A 15,658-nucleotide genomic window follows, 5' to 3' on the forward strand; every position below is an offset into this window, starting at 1 on the left:
CATGAAATATTTATTCATCTTACTTTCCCTATTCTTACTTTTTTCGTGTGAAAAAATACTTTTTAAAAAAGATTTAGGCTCCGTAGATCCGCTAGAAAACTTTGATTATTTATGGAATGAAGTGGACCAAAAATACAGTTATTTCGAACTGAAGAACATCAATTGGAATCAAATCAGGTCGACCTACCGCCCAATGCTCAATGAAAACTCAAGCGAAGAAGATCTCTTTACGGTGCTCGCTGCAATGCTCAATGAACTTAAGGACGATCACACCAATTTAATTACTCCCTTCAACGTTTCTTCATATAATGTTGCGGCAACAGGTCCAAAAAATTATAGGCACCGAACAATTCAAGACCATTACATTCCTAATCCTTGGAGAACAGGTGCATTGACCCATGACTTTTTAAGCAACGAAGAAGTTGGTTATATCCGTTACAGTAGTTTCATGTCAACCATTGGAAACGCACAAATGGATCTCATTTTAAATCGCTATAAAGACACCAAAGGAATTGTTTTAGATTTACGCGAAAATGGAGGTGGAAGTATTTTCAACGTTCCTCTACTTCTTGGACGATTCATTGAATCAAAAACTCTAGTTGGGTATAGCATCACACGGAATGGACCTGGGCACAACGAATTTGGAGAACAAGAAGAATTCTACATCACACCACACGAAGGAGTGCGCTACACCAAGCCTGTTATTGTCCTGATTGACAAAGGTTCCTACAGTGCTACAACGTTTTTTGCAGTGGCCACAAAAGCATTTCCCAACATTACTTTAATGGGCGATGCCACAGGAGGAGGTGGAGGACTTCCCAATGGAGGACAACTCCCCAATGGTTGGAATTACCGCTTTAGCATCAGCCAATTGTTGGATGTTAACGGTAACAACTACGCCGAAAATGGAGTCCCTGCAGACATCAACGTTGCATTCGATTGGTCAGACCTAAGCAAAGATGAAATTTTAGAACAAGCAATTGATGAGATAGTGAATTAGGGAATGGGGGAATAAAAAAAAATGCCCCGAAGAAAGTCGAGGCAGCTTAAATGTTTTCACAACGGAAAAATCAGTAGTATCAATTTCCACCGTACTGTGAATCATCACATAAAAGTATCAATTTAGTTCATGCTTGTCTGTTTTTAATGGTATTCATGCTTCTTCCTTCGTCAGAGGTGAAATCAATTCACAACGGTTTGGCTATGGTGCGTGTCCCGCATGGCATGCACTATAGCTTTTGTTATTGTGTGTCGTTTTATCAATAGTCCCAACTTTTATATTCTTCATTTTTGTTTTTCATATCTTCATAGAGCCAAACCATTCTGTCTAAATACCAGCTTTTTCCTAGATAAGCCAATGCGATTCCAAAGCACGCTCCCCATATTGAATATTCAACTGTTGCCCAAATAGCTAATGCCATTCCTGATGAAGAGACAAGATTTAATATTTTGTGGATAGGCTTGTCATGAATTTCAGGAATATGGATATTATCTCTATTTAAGAAGACCCTTTCCCCCATAACAGACTTTGATGCCCAATTTTTCGTAGATCTTGGAGCCTTGAAAAATACAGGATTAAAAAACATCCAAAGAAGCGATAACAAACCTGGAATTAAACACCACCATCCAATCCAAATTCTGCTCCAAAATGCGAAAACTATTAGTGGCAAAACGGAGTATCTAGTCCATACACTCCAAGGATTTGAATGTTTCATCCAGTTTTCATGTGTCAAATTAAAGGCCTTAGCCACTTTTCTCTCTAATGTCATAATCTTATTGTTACATTTGATTGTTTGCTTTTTCTTCCCATTTATTTCTCAACAATGGAATTTCATTTTCTAGAAATTCATAATAATTCAAAATCTTAGTTAGTTTTTTTTTCTTTAGACCGTTATCATTCAAGTCGAATGAAAGTCCAGTTTCAAGGATCATTTTGAATTGAGTCACCGAGTTCACTTTTGAGTCTAAAATACTTTCAAGACTATTTAATGACATCTTGTAATAGGATTTTCTATCTCCAGATATCATATGTTTCACAATCATTCCTTGTTTAAGTAATAGGTTTATGTTTCCGCTGATTGACCCTTTACTGGCCTTTAATGACTTTTGAAGGTCTTCAAATGAATTATTGTCTGAGTCTGATGAAATTAGATAGCCTAAAATACGTCCAGCCATTTTAGGTAGTCCATATTGTTCGTAAAACAATCCTACTTGTTCAATATAATTCTCTTTCTCTGTCATTTAACTACTTGTTAATATGATAAAAGTACATAAAGTTCAGTAAGTAATGAACTAAATGAATTTATTTTTCAAAATATATTGAAATGATGCGTGAGACTATTCGTAGAATGTTTGTAGTATGGTTATGACACATAACAACTGGATAAACACTTACTCCCCTTGCCTACTGTGAATCATCACATAAAAGTATCAATTTAGCTCATGCTTGTCTGTTTTTAATGGTATTCATGCTTCTTCCTTCGTCAGAGGTGAAATCAATTCACAATATTTTGGTAGGATTCTATCAAAAGAAGAAAACTGTGAATTCTCATTAATAAACCTGAATAGAAAATCTACTTTTACGGACTCAGTTAAAAAATATTGCTTTTTAGTTGAATTGAAAAAACTATCAACCAACCCCATCAAGAATAATCTTATTTTAGCACTTTGTTTTAGTACCCGACATGCAATTGATTAAGAAAAATAAAGCCCTATTCCTGACCAGTTTAATTTTTGGACTTTTATATGCTACTATTTCTTTGGTCAATCATTATTTGTTCAGGACCTATGCATTAGACTTAGGTTTGTATACCAATGCAATATACAAATATGCGCATTTCCAAATAGCGGACAGTGAAATGATCAAAAGCGTTTCAGAGCCTATTCTTGGTGGACATTTTGATTTGTACCTCATCATCTTCTCCCCATTGGTTTATTTATTCGGAACTTACACTTTGCTTATTGTGCAGGTGGTAGCTGTGGTTTTTGGTGGAATTGGAGTGCATCAATTCTTTAAAAAAATAAAACCCAAACATCAACTTATTCCAATATTCGCCACTGTTTATTTTTACACTTTCTTCGGAGTGTTTGGGGCATTTTCATTTGACTATCACAGTGTAGTAATTGCCGCATGTATCATCCCTTGGTTTCTACTGGCGGTATATTCCCACAAAAAAACAACGTCAACCGTCTTGCTATTGCTGATGTTGATGGCTCAAGAAAATGTTTCTATTGCTTTACTTTTCATTTGTTTGGCCTTAATCATTGAACATCGGAAAAATAGAAGTACAGTCCTTCACTTACTCAAACTATTCTCCATCTCCTTGCTTTATTTCTTGGTGGTAATGTTTGTCGTAATTCCTTCATTTTCGGCAGAGAACACTTACACTGGATTTTTATATTCTTCATTAGGAGAAACTCCATTTCAAGCAGTAAAAACCATCATTACCCATCCAATAGACAGTTTTGTAATGCTTTTTACCAACCACAACAACAGTATTTATGGTGATTATATCAAACTTGAATTACACTTCATCATGGTGTTTTCGGGCTTATTATTCCTTCTTAAAAAACCCCACTTCATTCTGATGTTGTTACCCATTTACTTTCAGAAGTTATTCCACGACAATTATTCCATGTGGGGAATTGGTGACCATTATAACATTGAATTTGCACCAATCATGGCCATTGGTGTTTTTATTGTTATTTCAGAATTTAAAAAAACAAAATTGGTCAATGGTTTAGCCATCGGGGTATTGGTCCTTTCAATTGCTTCTACAATTCGAACGATGGACAGCACCATACATTTTACAGACAAATCAAGAATTAGATTCTATCAAGCCAAACACTACCAAAAAGACTACGCTGTTAAAACAGTCTACCAACAATTAAAAATGATTCCTAAAGAAGCCAGTGTTAGTGCCCAATCTCCTTTTGTACCCCATTTATCTTTACGTGAAAACATCTATCAATTTCCTATCATAAAGGATGCAGAGTATATTGTTTATTCAAAAAAAGAAGGTTTTTATCCTTTGAATGAAGAAGAGTTCACCAATGCCATTCAAGCGTTAGAATCTTCAGGAGAATGGGAAGTTATCTCTAATGAAGAAGTTGTTATTCTAAAAAAGAAATAAAAAAAATAACACCTTAAAAACCAAGCCCTTACACCCAGAAGCATTTGGTCAGACCCAATTTTCATCGCTTGCCTCGCTTTTAAATTAATCTTTAAAGTATATTTATGTTTTTTACAAGCTGGTTAAAAGCTATTACTTATTGCAATTTTATGATTTTCCCGACAACCATTGGTAAAAACATTAATGCACAATTAATTTACTATTATGAAAAAATTGAAACCTAACGACGGGAGAGCGAAAGCTGCAATCATTTTGATTTGGATCATTCTTGGACTAGAAGTATTATCGCTAATTTCTTCCTATATGCAACTCAACTTATTGGGTTATGCAGACACTGATCTAATGTATTTCTTAGACAATGTAAATGCAAATGATTTGCGCGAACTTATTATTGGTTGGACCTATACTGCTGCTTTTATTGTTTCTGCAGTCACATTTATTTTATGGTTTAGACGTGCTTATTACAACTTACATCAAAAAGTTTCTTACCTAGAATATGAAGACGGTTGGGCAGCTGGAAGTTGGTTCATCCCGATTCTAAACTTATTTAGACCAATAACAATCATGGTCGAATTATACAATTATACGCAAGAGTACCTCGAAAAGAATGGCATAACGCTGAAGGAAAAACTGAGGAAAGGAAACCTCGCACTTTGGTGGTCTCTTTGGATCCTTAATAACATTATGGGACAAATTATTTTCCGCTATTCAAGAAGTGCTGAAAGTGTAGAAGATTTTATGACCAGTACTAAAATTGAAATGATAGGCAGTACAATTGGGATCTTCTTATGTCTAATCACGGTGAAAGTCATTTCGGACTACGCTAAAGTTGAACCCTTACTTTTCGAAGTCCAAGAAGAAGGAGAAATGCTCAACGATGAATTCGAAATTGGAAGCAGTACCGCTTTGTTAGATGATTAAACCTATTGGGTGAGAATAATAAATCATTTCCATTACAAAAGAAAGTGTTGGAATAGATCATTTATAATTTCTTATCGACCATAATTCTCCATTTCAAAACTAATAGTCTTTAGCGTTGTTATAATCTCAATAACGAGAAAATAATATAAAGTTGAAAGTCATTCACCTGTTAATTCCTTTGCTTTGGCTGGCCATAAATGGTCATGCGCAAACAGAAAAGACTGCTATTAATAAAAACATTATTCATGCAGAGGCAGGTGGTATTGGAGGCTATGGTTCATTAAATTATGAACGAATGATTGATTTACCAGGATTGTTTTCTATTTCGGGAAGAGTGGGTGCGGGAACAATTAGAATTTACGACTTTACTTCAGCATTTAATCCAGACTTACTTTTCCCAGTCACTGTTAACGGCTTCTATGGTAAAGATCACAAGATACACCTAGGATTTGGGCAGTTGATTGCAAATACAATTCACGCAAGTCATCAAGATGGCTCTCCTAAAAGAGAAACCAACGTACATACCAATTTTGCAATAGGATATCGTTATCAAAAACCAAGTGGCAGATTAGTTTTAGGAATTAGCTATACGCCATTGATAGAGTTTAAGGAGAACTATAGGCATTGGGGAGCCTTAACTGTTGGATTTGCATTTTAATAACAAAACTCATGAAGAATATATTCTTTTTATTAATCAGTATGTTTTTTGTCGTTTCGTGTAATAAAAACGAATTTGACATCAATAATCTAAACGGTAATAAAGTCTCTGCAATTGGTCATGGAGGAATGGGGATTGGGCACTCGTATCCGATGAATTCTTTTGAAGGCATTTTGAATAGTCTAAGTATAGGAGCAGATGGTGTAGAAATAGATATCCAAATGACCAAGGACGGCATTTTGGTAGCTTTTCACGATGGAAAGCTAGAAGAATCGACAAATAGGTCTGGGAAAATTTATGACAAAACTTGGGCTGAAATTGAGGGTGCTCGTTTTTCTTATCCTCATTATGGAAATCACAAAATTATTCGCTTAAACGACATTTTTCAAAACATACCTGATCGAGAGAAATATACTTATTTTTTAGACATCAAAAGCTTTAAACCTAACAAGGATTCTTTATATTTCGAAACCCTAAACAATGCGATTATTGATATTATTGATCGCTATGAACTGGTTGAACAGGTTTATGTAGAATTTAAAAATGAGAAATCTATTTCTGAACTCAAGCTCATTAGACCAGATATTAAACAATTTGTCTACAATGATTTTGATTACGCCTTAAGCTTGGCAGAGCAATATAACCTGCAAGGAATTACAATTGCTATAGATAAACTGACACATGAAAAAGTGAAATTAGCACACAGTAAAAATATAATGGTAGCCACATTTAACACACACTCTCACCAAAGAAATATAGACGCTGTAAAATACAATGTAGATTATAATCATACCGACCGACTAAAACACTTGTTGAAGATTTTAAAAGACTAGCACTTCACCTTCTAACTTGTCTATTTTAATATAAGCATATTGAATTTTCCCTATATTTAACCTTATGGAAATTCTAATCATTGAAGACGGTTCTAGAGTTGCTGAATTGATTCATACAAGAAGCTGCTCAAGTAGAGACCATCACAAATTTTATTTTTGAAATGCCAGAAAGTATGGACAGTTTACTTTCAAAATCCTTAGAAGAGAGGAGCGACATCCGTTCAGCTAGGCAACTCATTGACATTTTTGATGAAATAAAAAACTTACTTGTTCCTTCCATAACTGGTGCTTTAATTCCAATGGACCAATTGGCTGATGTAACATTTGAAGGTGGACAAACCAATATTTACCGTTACAAGAACAAACGAGAGATTACTGTCAGAACGAATATTCGTGACCGAGACCAAGGTGGTTTTGTTGCTGAATTACAAAATAGGATCCAAGCAGAAATTACCATTCCAAAAGGATATGAATTGGTTTATGGAGGTCAATACGAAAACTTAGAGCGCGCTGGAAAACAATTGATGATTACCATTCCGCTCACGTTGGTTGTTGTTTTTGCATTTTTATTCATGCTCTTCAAAAGCGTCAAACACACTTTAATTACAATCAGTTGTGTATTATTTGCTCTTGCAGGAGGAATAATTGCGCTATTGATGCGTGGATATTATTTCAACGTTTCTGCAGGAGTTGGATTCGTTTCTATCTTTGGAATTTCAGTTATGGCTGGAGTCTTATTGGTTTCCGCATTAAATAGAGCAACACTAAGAACGGAAATCACAAAGGATTTGGTGAATGAAACATCCAAAAAACAATTAAAAGCTGTTTTAACAATTCTGATTCTTGCAATTTTAGGATTGGTTCCAGCAGCTACTTCTACAGGAATTGGCTCTGACGTTCAAAGACCATTAGCCACAGTAATTATTGGAGGATTGACCAGCCCTTTGATTTTTGCTCCTTTATTGATTCCGCCTTTGTATTGGTGGAATTCAAAACAGAAGTGAGCATGAGTACTATCAAAAAGCCCCCTTTCCAAATCGAAAGAGGGCTTACATTAAAAATAAAAGCAATCGTTATTTATTTTGATAAAGCTTCTAACTGCTTTTTAATTTCTTCAATTTGATTTTGAAGACTTTCATTTTGTTCTTTTAAAGTTTCAATTTCAACTTGTTGTTCTTGAATTGCTTTTACAGCAATTACACCGAACCCAGAATAGTCCATTGTGTAAACCCCATCTTCTGAATCAGAATCAGCATTTTTCGGAGAATTTACTAAAGTCGGGAATAGCTTCTCTACTTCTTGCGCTTTAAAACCAAGGTGACGACGATCATTATCAGAATTATTGATGTAAGTATATGTTAAAGGTTTCAATTTCATCAGTTTTTCTAGAGTACCTTCAACTTCTTGGAAGTTCGTCTTCAAACGCTCATCTGATGTTGATGTATACGCTCCTGATGTACCATTAAAAGTACCTAAGTGTGAACCATTAGCATATAAATATAAACTATTAGTACCTGCTCCAACTTGAAAATTAATACTTTTATCAACAGAACTACTTGTATTCACAATTGAAAAACCACTTTTATTCCCTGTAATTGAATTTGTTACTGTATCATAAGTTACAATCGCGTTACTTGAAATATTCAATGTTTTTCCTGCTTGCAAACCATCATCTCTACCAAAGATTTCATTTACATATAAAGAACCCCATTGCGTCGTATTACTACCAAGCATCGCTACTCCTCCGAAATTAGATGTTGGAACAAAAGAAGTCGTAAACACTTCCATGAAAGGAAAGAATAAAGCAACATCTCCTCTTATATATGGTCCATTCAAAAATAAAGTATCTTCTACTCCTACGCTACCATTTACATCTAACAAGTGATTAGGTGTAGTTGTCCCAATACCCACTCTTGTATTTGCGGTAGCGTTATTCACTCCGTCAATACTTCCTAAAACCATAGAGTTATCCTGCTCTACCAAGGCGTTTGCTCCTATTGCGGTCGCATTCTCTAATCCAGGAAGTCCAACATTTGCATATGCTCCAAAGGCACTATTATAAGATCCTGTTTCATTAGCCCTTAACGAACTCCTTCCTAAACCTGTATTACCTAGACCAGTTGTATTGTTCTCTAGAGAAACTGTTCCAATAGCGGTATTACTTTGTCCTTGTGTTAGCCCATTAAGAGCTCTTGAACCATACGCAACATTCCATGCAGGTGTGTTTATTATTACCGATGAAGGGTTTGGTGATATTAAACCTGCTCGTTCACCATCTACCCTAAAACGTAAAGGTTCTCCATTCGTTGTTCCAATAAAATCTGTCCCAGTGGCGGCATTCCCATCTAAAGCCCATCCTTCAAATTCATTATCTAGCCCTCCTGCTTGTATCGCATAAGGAACGGACAACAATTGACTCGCGCCAAGATCTTCAAATCCAGATCCATTATCGATCTCTACTTGTAAATATTTACCGCCATTACCCCAATCAATAGTTGAGAAATCACCACTTATTACAGTTCCACCACCAACGGCACAATTTACACGGCCATATTGATCTGTGGTAAGAAATTGTGTCTCTTGATAAACATTTGTACCCGTTGCCGACCCATCATGAATAGTAAATCGAACATTGACCGATTGACTCACCATAACATTACCGTTATCTCTTAATACAGCCTGATAATTAAACTTTTCAGGTGCTTGTCCCCACGCACTCGAGGAGATTATTATACTACACAGTACCGCTAACACGGTTAAAATTGACTTTTTCATATTTTCTGTTTTTTAATTTATGTGATTGAAATTCTAGTTTTTAATAATTCTTATGGTTGATAAATGCACTCCATTTTCTGATGTAACATGCAATAAGTAGGTTCCTTTCGTCAAATGACTAAAGTCCAAACTCTTTTCTGTATGTCCTGATACATTCATGCTATTCTCTGGTAGTAGTACTTCTTGACCTAGCGCAGTGTACAAGACAAAATGTATACTTTGCTTGCTTGTCGCATCTACTGAGATAAAAACCTTATCCTGTGTTGGGTTAGGATAGACTTTTAAATCTACGCTTGGAGTGTTGACTTCAACAGATAGGTTGTCTTCAATTCCTTGATGGAATCCTTCAGATAAGGTTATTGTTCCGTTAGTCTCCGTATTTACGGCTGTCTCTCCTACAGTCCAACTCGCAGAAGTAGTGCCTGAACTAACTTCATTTGTTCCTGTAGCTCCTATCACAGATCGATCGATAGAGACTTGTCCAGATGCGTCATAATAGACAAGTAATCCTGATGTTAATAGTAAAATCTTTAGTGCTTTCATAAACTTATGTTTTTTAATTTATTCAAATTTATGACAAGTACGAAAGACCAAGTCAAGGGTTTTCCCTTGATTTTCACATAATTAAGCTTAACCACTCAAAGATTCCTATTATTTCGGAATCAAAAAAAAGCTGAAACATAAATGTTTCAGCCTTTTTATTTAGATGGTAATGGGGTTAGAAATAAAAAACTATACTTATTGAATCACAACCTTTTCCGTAACTGTTCCAAGTTTAGCACTGCTCATTTGCAAGTAATATACTCCTTTTGGTAAATGTCCTACTGGAATTGATTGCGTTTCGGTAAATTTCAAAACTACTTGACCTTGTGCATTCATTAATTTTCCAACCCAGCTTTCCACATTCGTTTCTATAGATAAGACATCAGTTACTGGATTTGGATAAATATTTACATTTTGGATTGCATAATCGTTTAGACCAACATTTGAACAAGTTACTTCAACTGTTTGAGATTGCTGGATTTCATTTCCTGAATCATCAATAAACACCCAAGTAATAATATAGGTTCCGGTCTCTGAATAAATCAGTTGATCAGAAGTTGTTCCAACAATTTCACCGTCACAATTATCCATCGCAGTGGGGAAACCTGTAATTTCTACATCACAAGAGATTTCTAAATTAGGCAACGCTGCTTCACTAGGCACTGGGGCAGTTACATCTTCAATTTCTACTTCTTGAGTTTGCGTAGAGGTTCCATGGTCATTGGTATAATTCCAGGTCACAATGAAAGTTCCTTGTGCAGAATATGTAATTGGATCTGTAGTTGTTGCAGTAATTGTTCCCCCATCAGCTGTAGGTGCTGTTAAAGTCACATCACATTCAGCATTAACTGTTGGCAAGTTAGCCACATCTGGAATGGGTGGTGTTGATACTATTTTTAATCTACATTTATTGGCTATAGCTACTCCATTTGCAGCACCAGAATCAATAAGAGTAAAGCTAGTTCCATCTACAACTTCGAAAAGAGAAGGAGCAACAAACCCATCTGCAGAACAAATGGCAAAATCTCCTGTATTTTGGTCGATGTCGAATGAACGTCCATACCCAAACGACCAAGAAGCTCCCCCCATTGTACTTGTATAGGAAGAAACCAACGGCAATGTTGATGGCGTTTCAGTATTGTATATATAGAGATTTTTGCTTGACAAGTTCCAGAAATACAATTTCGAATCATAGATACGTAGTAAAGTAGATCCTGCAACTCCAGTCTCTACTTCAGCTCCTAAAGCATCACCATTTGCAACATCGATTGAAATCAACTTTCCTGAACCATTCATTGCCCAAATTAAATTGGTTTGTTCATCGAAAACCATTCCTTTGATTGAGCCAATTGCTGGCAAGATAACTCCTGAAACAGTTTGCGTTAGCGTATCGATTTTAATGATTTTAGCACTCATTTGTGCATAGATAAATCCGTTGGCTTGCAACATAAATTGAGCAGTTGAAGAAATATCATCATTTGGATCTGCTACTGGGGCAATGGTATTGTTTGCCAAATCAACAAATTGAATTCCACTGGGGTTTCCTGTTGCGACATAACCTTTTGTTTGACTTGCCATGACCAAAGTTTGTGGTGCTTCTGAAGTAGCAAAGGTATGCACTTCTGTAAAAGCAGGGTAATCAACAATTACAATTCTACCAGGTCCTGATGGCTTTTCAATCAATAAGGCTTTATTTCCATAAACACCATAATCTTGCAAAACATCAAACCCTGTGGTTGAGTTTGCAGTTTGATACAATCCTGATGAAGTAGTAGTTGGGTTTGTTGTATTGGTGACATTAAAAACATCTGCATTGGGAGTTCCAAAGTTTCCTTCTGCAGCAAGCTCTAAATTATAAAAGGTTTGCCCGAATGTTAGCGCCGAAAATAGGACGAAAAATAAAAATGTAAATTGTGTTCTCATTTTATAAATGATTAAAAATTAATAAAATGGAAAAACGATAGAGTGTACAGACATCTGGCCAGACTGTCTCTCATTCTACTTTTTCTCCGAAAGCGAATTATTTACATCCTGGCAGGTCTCCTGACTTAGTTCTTTAATCAAACCTTCCCAACTGTCGGGTGACAATCAGTGGTATTCTCAATTAAATACGAACTTTTACAGTTGCGGGAACAGTTGCTGATTTTCACAGCATTCCCTTTTCATTCACAAAGTGAAACCAAAATGTGGCGCAAAAGTAGTGATATAAAATTCATTTCATAGGAGTAAAAAGTATATTTCGTTAGGTCTACCAAGACTAAATTCATAATTCACTGTAGGTAAATTCATTGCCTATAAAAAAATACTTAATGGGTTAAAATACTTACAACTCCATAAAATGATTAAAAAACTTAACTTTGAAATATGAAACAATTCTTAATAGCAACCATTCTAGTGTTTTCTAGTCAAGTGTCCTCACAAAGCAATGATTGGATTTTTTCTAAAGAAGTAAAATGGAGTGAATACCCTGATCAAATTTCAAAAATCGAAAAGAGAAAACGTGTAGATAGTATTCTAACAAGTACAACCTTCAGACATTTAGAAACTAATTATATTAATGATTCTTCATTTCACTTCATCGATTTAAACAATGATGCTAAAATTGATTTGATTTACAGTGGTTATGCAGGATATGAAAGCGATAGGATTCTTTTCTACATCAACAACAATGGTGTTTACGAACTGAAAGCTCACTATTTCGGAGCACTACAAAGCCTATACTTTGATAAAAATGGTTTAAATAGCTTTCTGATTAATGACTACCCTTGCTGTGCAGGATATACACATCATTATGAAACATATCGTTTTTATCCTTCAAAAAATAGATTTGGACATATTGATAAAATCGCCTGCAACTACTTTACCCATTTACCCAATCAACCCAAAATCAATCTACAATTCATAACAACAAATGATAAGTACAGATTAAGGTCTGAACCAAAAATTGACAATACCATTCATGAAGAAAATGATCGACAATTTGAATCCATAGGAAATGTAATTGCTGAATTTCCCGCCGGAACCAAAGGAGTTGCAATAGCCGAGCACATTGACAGTACAGGCAGAGTCTGGTGGTTTGTTATTATTGAGCGCGATGCAAGCCCTTCCTTTTCTATTTTCCATTCAGGAAACAACAATGAATATCCTTATAAAGTCTCTGGATGGATGAGCAGTCGCTATTTAGAACAATTATAGTGCTGTTGACTACCCCCTCTTTCAATTAATCGTAAAACTAGTGTATTTACAGCACCTCAACCTGTAAAGCAAGAACGTCAGCACCAATAAACAAAATGAAATTAGACTTACTTTCCTGACAAAGAAATACGATAAGCAAGCATCATACGTCCATTAAAAAATGCTTTTGCAGCTATGATATCACTAAACATGTTAGTTTCTATATTTAAGTTAAGATCAAATACAAATCTTCCCTTATCTTTGTCAACTAGAAATAATTAAATGACAAAAAATAGACGTTCTCAACTTGAACTATTCGTCAAAAGTTCACACTTCTTTAGAGGTGTAGTAATTACAGCGTCTTTAATCATTCCTCTTCTTACTTTTAATGCCTTAGGATATTTCAGTCTTGCTCCAGCATTTGTTTTTGGAGCCTTTTTGAATGCTCCAAGTGATGTTCCTGGAAGCCTACGTAGAAAAGTAATTGGAACACTGATTAGTATAGCCCTTACTGTATTTGTAACCATAGTCATCCTCTTTACCAAACCTAATTTTGCTTTGGTGCTCGTCCTCATCAGCGCCCTAACTTTTGGAATTTCTTTTCTTTCTGCATACGGTTTTAGAGGTTCTTTGGTTGGATTCTCAGGATTACTGGCAATGGTTTTGGCCCTCGCTGTTGACGATTCTGCTCCATACGAAATATGGATGCACGGAATATTGATTTTACTTGGTGGACTTTGGTATCTTTTAGCTTCGATTATTTTTCATAAAATCATTCCCAACAAGGACGATGACCAGTTGCTTTCTGAAACTTTAAAATTGACAGGTGAGTATTTGAAACTTCGTGCTAAATTATTAATCGATGCGCCCAACAGACATGATAACACAAAAGTCACTTTCGTTTTACAAGCTCAAATCAATGAAAAACATGAAACGCTAAGAGAGTTATTATTGGCCAGCAGAAAACGATCTGGCCGTTCTCATTTTGATGAAAAACGCTTGTTGATTTTTATTTCAATTATTGATATCTATGAATTGGTGATTGCAAATAGCTGGGACTATGAGAAATTTGACGAATTATTTGGAAAGGACAGTGTTCACCTTAAGAAATTTAGTCAACTCAATGTCTCTATGGGAGAGCAATTGATACAATTATCGCATGTACTCATTACCAAGGGAGAGGTTCCTGATAAAAAGCAAATCGAACAATGTTTACTCGAAGCACATCATGCAATAGCCAATTATATTTCTATTTATAAACTTCCACAAGCTCGTGAGGGTGCTTTAATGATGCGTAATCTTCATGATTTCCAAAAGCAAATCCTGCAAGAAGTTGAGGCCATCCGTTATGCTTTGGTAAACATTAGTGGAACCTCAAAAGTGACATTAAAGAGAAGCGAGGCAAAACAATTCTTAACCTTACAAGAGTACAGACCAAAAATTTTACTCCAGCACCTTTCCATTCATTCGGTGATTTTCAGACATGCGCTTAGGCTAACCATCGCCATGGTTTTTGCGTATGTATTGGGTAATCTTTTTGAAATACAAAATGCGTATTGGATCATGTTAACCGTGCTGGTTATCTTACGCCCAAACTATGGGTTAACAAAAGAACGCGCAAAAGACAGAATCATAGGAACCGTCATCGGAGGTGCCATTGCATTTGGTATTGTTATACTTACCCAAAACCCAATTGTTTATGGAGTACTAGCAGTGTCTTCATTAATTTTAGGATTTGCTCTGATTCAACAAAATTACAGATGGGCTGCGGCATTCATCACCTTAAATGTGGTCTTTGTTTATTCTTTCATTACTCCCAACGCCTTTGCAGTCATTCAATACCGTATTTTCGATACCATTTTAGGAGGTTTCATTTCTTACGCGGCAATTTACACCTTATTCCCCACCTGGGAAGTGCTGAACATCAAAACAATATTGGTGAACGCAATTGCAAAAAACAAAGCTTATTTAAAAGCGACTCAAGCCTTTTATGCAGACAAAGACAACAACCAAATTCCGTATAAGGTCGCCCGGAAAGAGGCATTTTTAGCATTAAGTGAACTTAGTGCTGCTTTTCAAAGAATTACGCAAGATCCCAAATCAAAACAAATTGAATTTCGATTAATCTATGGAATTGTTACTTTGAATCAAACCATTCTATCAGGAATTGCTTCTTTGGGAAGCTTTATTCAAAGTCATAAAACAACTCCGATTTCTCAAGAAACCAAAGCACTATTTGCTAAAACTGCCAATACTTTATCAAAAACAATCAGTCTATTAGATGACTCTTATCAATTCAAGGTTCACCCTCATGGAAACATTAAAGCGGCTAAAGAAAAGTTATTGGAAAGCTATCAAATTTTATCTCAAGAGCGAGATGAGAGTATAAAAGAAGGCGTTTTAAAAATAGACAAAGAAGATTTACATGAACTTCAAGAAGCACACCTTGTCAGTAATCAACTCATTTGGCTAGTTTCTTTATCGCATAACCTAAAAAAATCCATAGAGAAATACCAAGAAAGTTTTGGGTAGAGTTGGTTCATGAAAAAGTTGAGCTGCCCCTTCAGGGCGATAGCGCATTGAGTAGTTTTCCAACCCAAGGCGATGCCATTGGGTTGGAA

13 protein-coding genes and 1 riboswitch are annotated in these 15,658 nt (G+C 35.6%); of the genes, 8 read left to right on the forward strand and 5 right to left on the reverse strand.

Going from position 1 to position 15,658, the window contains the following annotated elements; genetic code table 11:
- The first annotated feature begins 1 nt into the window (after position 1).
- On the forward strand, positions 2-1,000 hold the full coding sequence (locus ACN0U3_RS07260) for a S41 family peptidase (RefSeq protein ID WP_417265677.1): 999 nt from the start codon (positions 2-4) through the stop codon (positions 998-1,000).
- 259 nt (positions 1,001-1,259) lie between these two features.
- On the opposite strand, the gene ACN0U3_RS07265 is transcribed toward ACN0U3_RS07260, so the two are convergent.
- Positions 1,260-1,769: a DUF6653 family protein gene (locus ACN0U3_RS07265; RefSeq protein ID WP_417265678.1), complete on the reverse strand. Its 510-nt coding sequence runs from the start codon at positions 1,767-1,769 to the stop codon at positions 1,260-1,262.
- A gap of 10 nt (positions 1,770-1,779) precedes the next feature.
- A complete protein-coding gene (locus ACN0U3_RS07270; RefSeq protein ID WP_299205392.1) occupies positions 1,780-2,241 on the reverse strand; it encodes a GbsR/MarR family transcriptional regulator in 462 nt (153 codons plus the stop codon).
- 443 nt (positions 2,242-2,684) lie between these two features.
- Here ACN0U3_RS07270 and ACN0U3_RS07275 point away from each other — a divergent pair, with 443 nt between their 5' ends.
- The 5 genes from ACN0U3_RS07275 (at position 2,685) to ACN0U3_RS07295 (ending at position 7,549) form a co-directional block, all read left to right on the forward strand.
- Positions 2,685-4,133: a DUF2079 domain-containing protein gene (locus tag ACN0U3_RS07275; protein ID WP_417265679.1), complete on the forward strand. Its 1,449-nt coding sequence runs from the start codon at positions 2,685-2,687 to the stop codon at positions 4,131-4,133.
- A gap of 204 nt (positions 4,134-4,337) precedes the next feature.
- Positions 4,338-5,054, forward strand: coding sequence for a DUF4328 domain-containing protein (locus tag ACN0U3_RS07280; protein WP_417265680.1), 717 nt, complete (start codon positions 4,338-4,340; stop codon positions 5,052-5,054).
- Positions 5,055-5,205: 151 nt separating this feature from the next.
- Positions 5,206-5,712 (forward strand): hypothetical protein, encoded by a 507-nt coding sequence (locus ACN0U3_RS07285; RefSeq protein WP_417265681.1) that lies wholly within the window; start codon positions 5,206-5,208, stop codon positions 5,710-5,712.
- 11 nt (positions 5,713-5,723) lie between these two features.
- Positions 5,724-6,545: a glycerophosphodiester phosphodiesterase gene (locus ACN0U3_RS07290; RefSeq protein ID WP_417265682.1), complete on the forward strand. Its 822-nt coding sequence runs from the start codon at positions 5,724-5,726 to the stop codon at positions 6,543-6,545.
- A 173-nt stretch (positions 6,546-6,718) separates the two neighbouring features.
- Complete coding sequence (locus ACN0U3_RS07295; protein ID WP_417265683.1) at positions 6,719-7,549, forward strand: efflux RND transporter permease subunit; 831 nt, start codon at positions 6,719-6,721, stop codon at positions 7,547-7,549.
- 73 nt (positions 7,550-7,622) lie between these two features.
- Here ACN0U3_RS07295 and ACN0U3_RS07300 read toward each other — a convergent pair whose 3' ends face one another.
- The 3 genes from ACN0U3_RS07300 to ACN0U3_RS07310 all read right to left on the reverse strand — a co-directional run bounded on the left by ACN0U3_RS07300 (position 7,623) and on the right by ACN0U3_RS07310 (position 11,786).
- Positions 7,623-9,320 (reverse strand): tail fiber domain-containing protein, encoded by a 1,698-nt coding sequence (locus ACN0U3_RS07300; protein ID WP_417265684.1) that lies wholly within the window; start codon positions 9,318-9,320, stop codon positions 7,623-7,625.
- A 33-nt stretch (positions 9,321-9,353) separates the two neighbouring features.
- Positions 9,354-9,863: a T9SS type A sorting domain-containing protein gene (locus tag ACN0U3_RS07305; protein WP_417265685.1), complete on the reverse strand. Its 510-nt coding sequence runs from the start codon at positions 9,861-9,863 to the stop codon at positions 9,354-9,356.
- Between the two features lie 195 nt (positions 9,864-10,058).
- Positions 10,059-11,786: a T9SS type A sorting domain-containing protein gene (locus ACN0U3_RS07310; protein WP_417265686.1), complete on the reverse strand. Its 1,728-nt coding sequence runs from the start codon at positions 11,784-11,786 to the stop codon at positions 10,059-10,061.
- A gap of 92 nt (positions 11,787-11,878) precedes the next feature.
- Positions 11,879-12,062, reverse strand: a riboswitch (cobalamin riboswitch).
- A gap of 165 nt (positions 12,063-12,227) precedes the next feature.
- Here ACN0U3_RS07310 and ACN0U3_RS07315 point away from each other — a divergent pair.
- Together ACN0U3_RS07315 and ACN0U3_RS07320 are read left to right on the forward strand one after the other, a co-directional pair.
- Positions 12,228-13,058 (forward strand): hypothetical protein, encoded by an 831-nt coding sequence (locus tag ACN0U3_RS07315; protein WP_417265687.1) that lies wholly within the window; start codon positions 12,228-12,230, stop codon positions 13,056-13,058.
- Positions 13,059-13,319: 261 nt separating this feature from the next.
- The gene (locus tag ACN0U3_RS07320) at positions 13,320-15,569 is read left to right on the forward strand and encodes an FUSC family membrane protein (RefSeq protein ID WP_417265688.1); all 2,250 of its coding nucleotides are present in this window, start codon (positions 13,320-13,322) and stop codon (positions 15,567-15,569) included.
- Positions 15,570-15,658 lie beyond the last annotated feature (89 nt).

Origin of the sequence: Brumimicrobium sp. (assembly GCF_048268645.1) — a bacterium.
Classification (GTDB): Bacteria; Bacteroidota; Bacteroidia; order Flavobacteriales_D; family Crocinitomicaceae; genus Brumimicrobium; species Brumimicrobium ulvae.

Coding starts and splice junctions, on each gene's coding strand:
- ACN0U3_RS07310 (WP_417265686.1), bottom strand. CDS start 11,786: ATGAGAACACAATTTACATTTTTATTTTTCGTCCTATTTTCGGCGCTA.
- ACN0U3_RS07260 (WP_417265677.1), top strand. CDS start 2: ATGAAATATTTATTCATCTTACTTTCCCTATTCTTACTTTTTTCGTGT.
- ACN0U3_RS07290 (WP_417265682.1), top strand. CDS start 5,724: ATGAAGAATATATTCTTTTTATTAATCAGTATGTTTTTTGTCGTTTCG.
- ACN0U3_RS07305 (WP_417265685.1), bottom strand. CDS start 9,863: ATGAAAGCACTAAAGATTTTACTATTAACATCAGGATTACTTGTCTAT.
- ACN0U3_RS07280 (WP_417265680.1), top strand. CDS start 4,338: ATGAAAAAATTGAAACCTAACGACGGGAGAGCGAAAGCTGCAATCATT.
- ACN0U3_RS07295 (WP_417265683.1), top strand. CDS start 6,719: ATGGACAGTTTACTTTCAAAATCCTTAGAAGAGAGGAGCGACATCCGT.
- ACN0U3_RS07315 (WP_417265687.1), top strand. CDS start 12,228: ATGAAACAATTCTTAATAGCAACCATTCTAGTGTTTTCTAGTCAAGTG.
- ACN0U3_RS07300 (WP_417265684.1), bottom strand. CDS start 9,320: ATGAAAAAGTCAATTTTAACCGTGTTAGCGGTACTGTGTAGTATAATA.
- ACN0U3_RS07265 (WP_417265678.1), bottom strand. CDS start 1,769: ATGACATTAGAGAGAAAAGTGGCTAAGGCCTTTAATTTGACACATGAA.
- ACN0U3_RS07270 (WP_299205392.1), bottom strand. CDS start 2,241: ATGACAGAGAAAGAGAATTATATTGAACAAGTAGGATTGTTTTACGAA.
- ACN0U3_RS07275 (WP_417265679.1), top strand. CDS start 2,685: ATGCAATTGATTAAGAAAAATAAAGCCCTATTCCTGACCAGTTTAATT.
- ACN0U3_RS07320 (WP_417265688.1), top strand. CDS start 13,320: ATGACAAAAAATAGACGTTCTCAACTTGAACTATTCGTCAAAAGTTCA.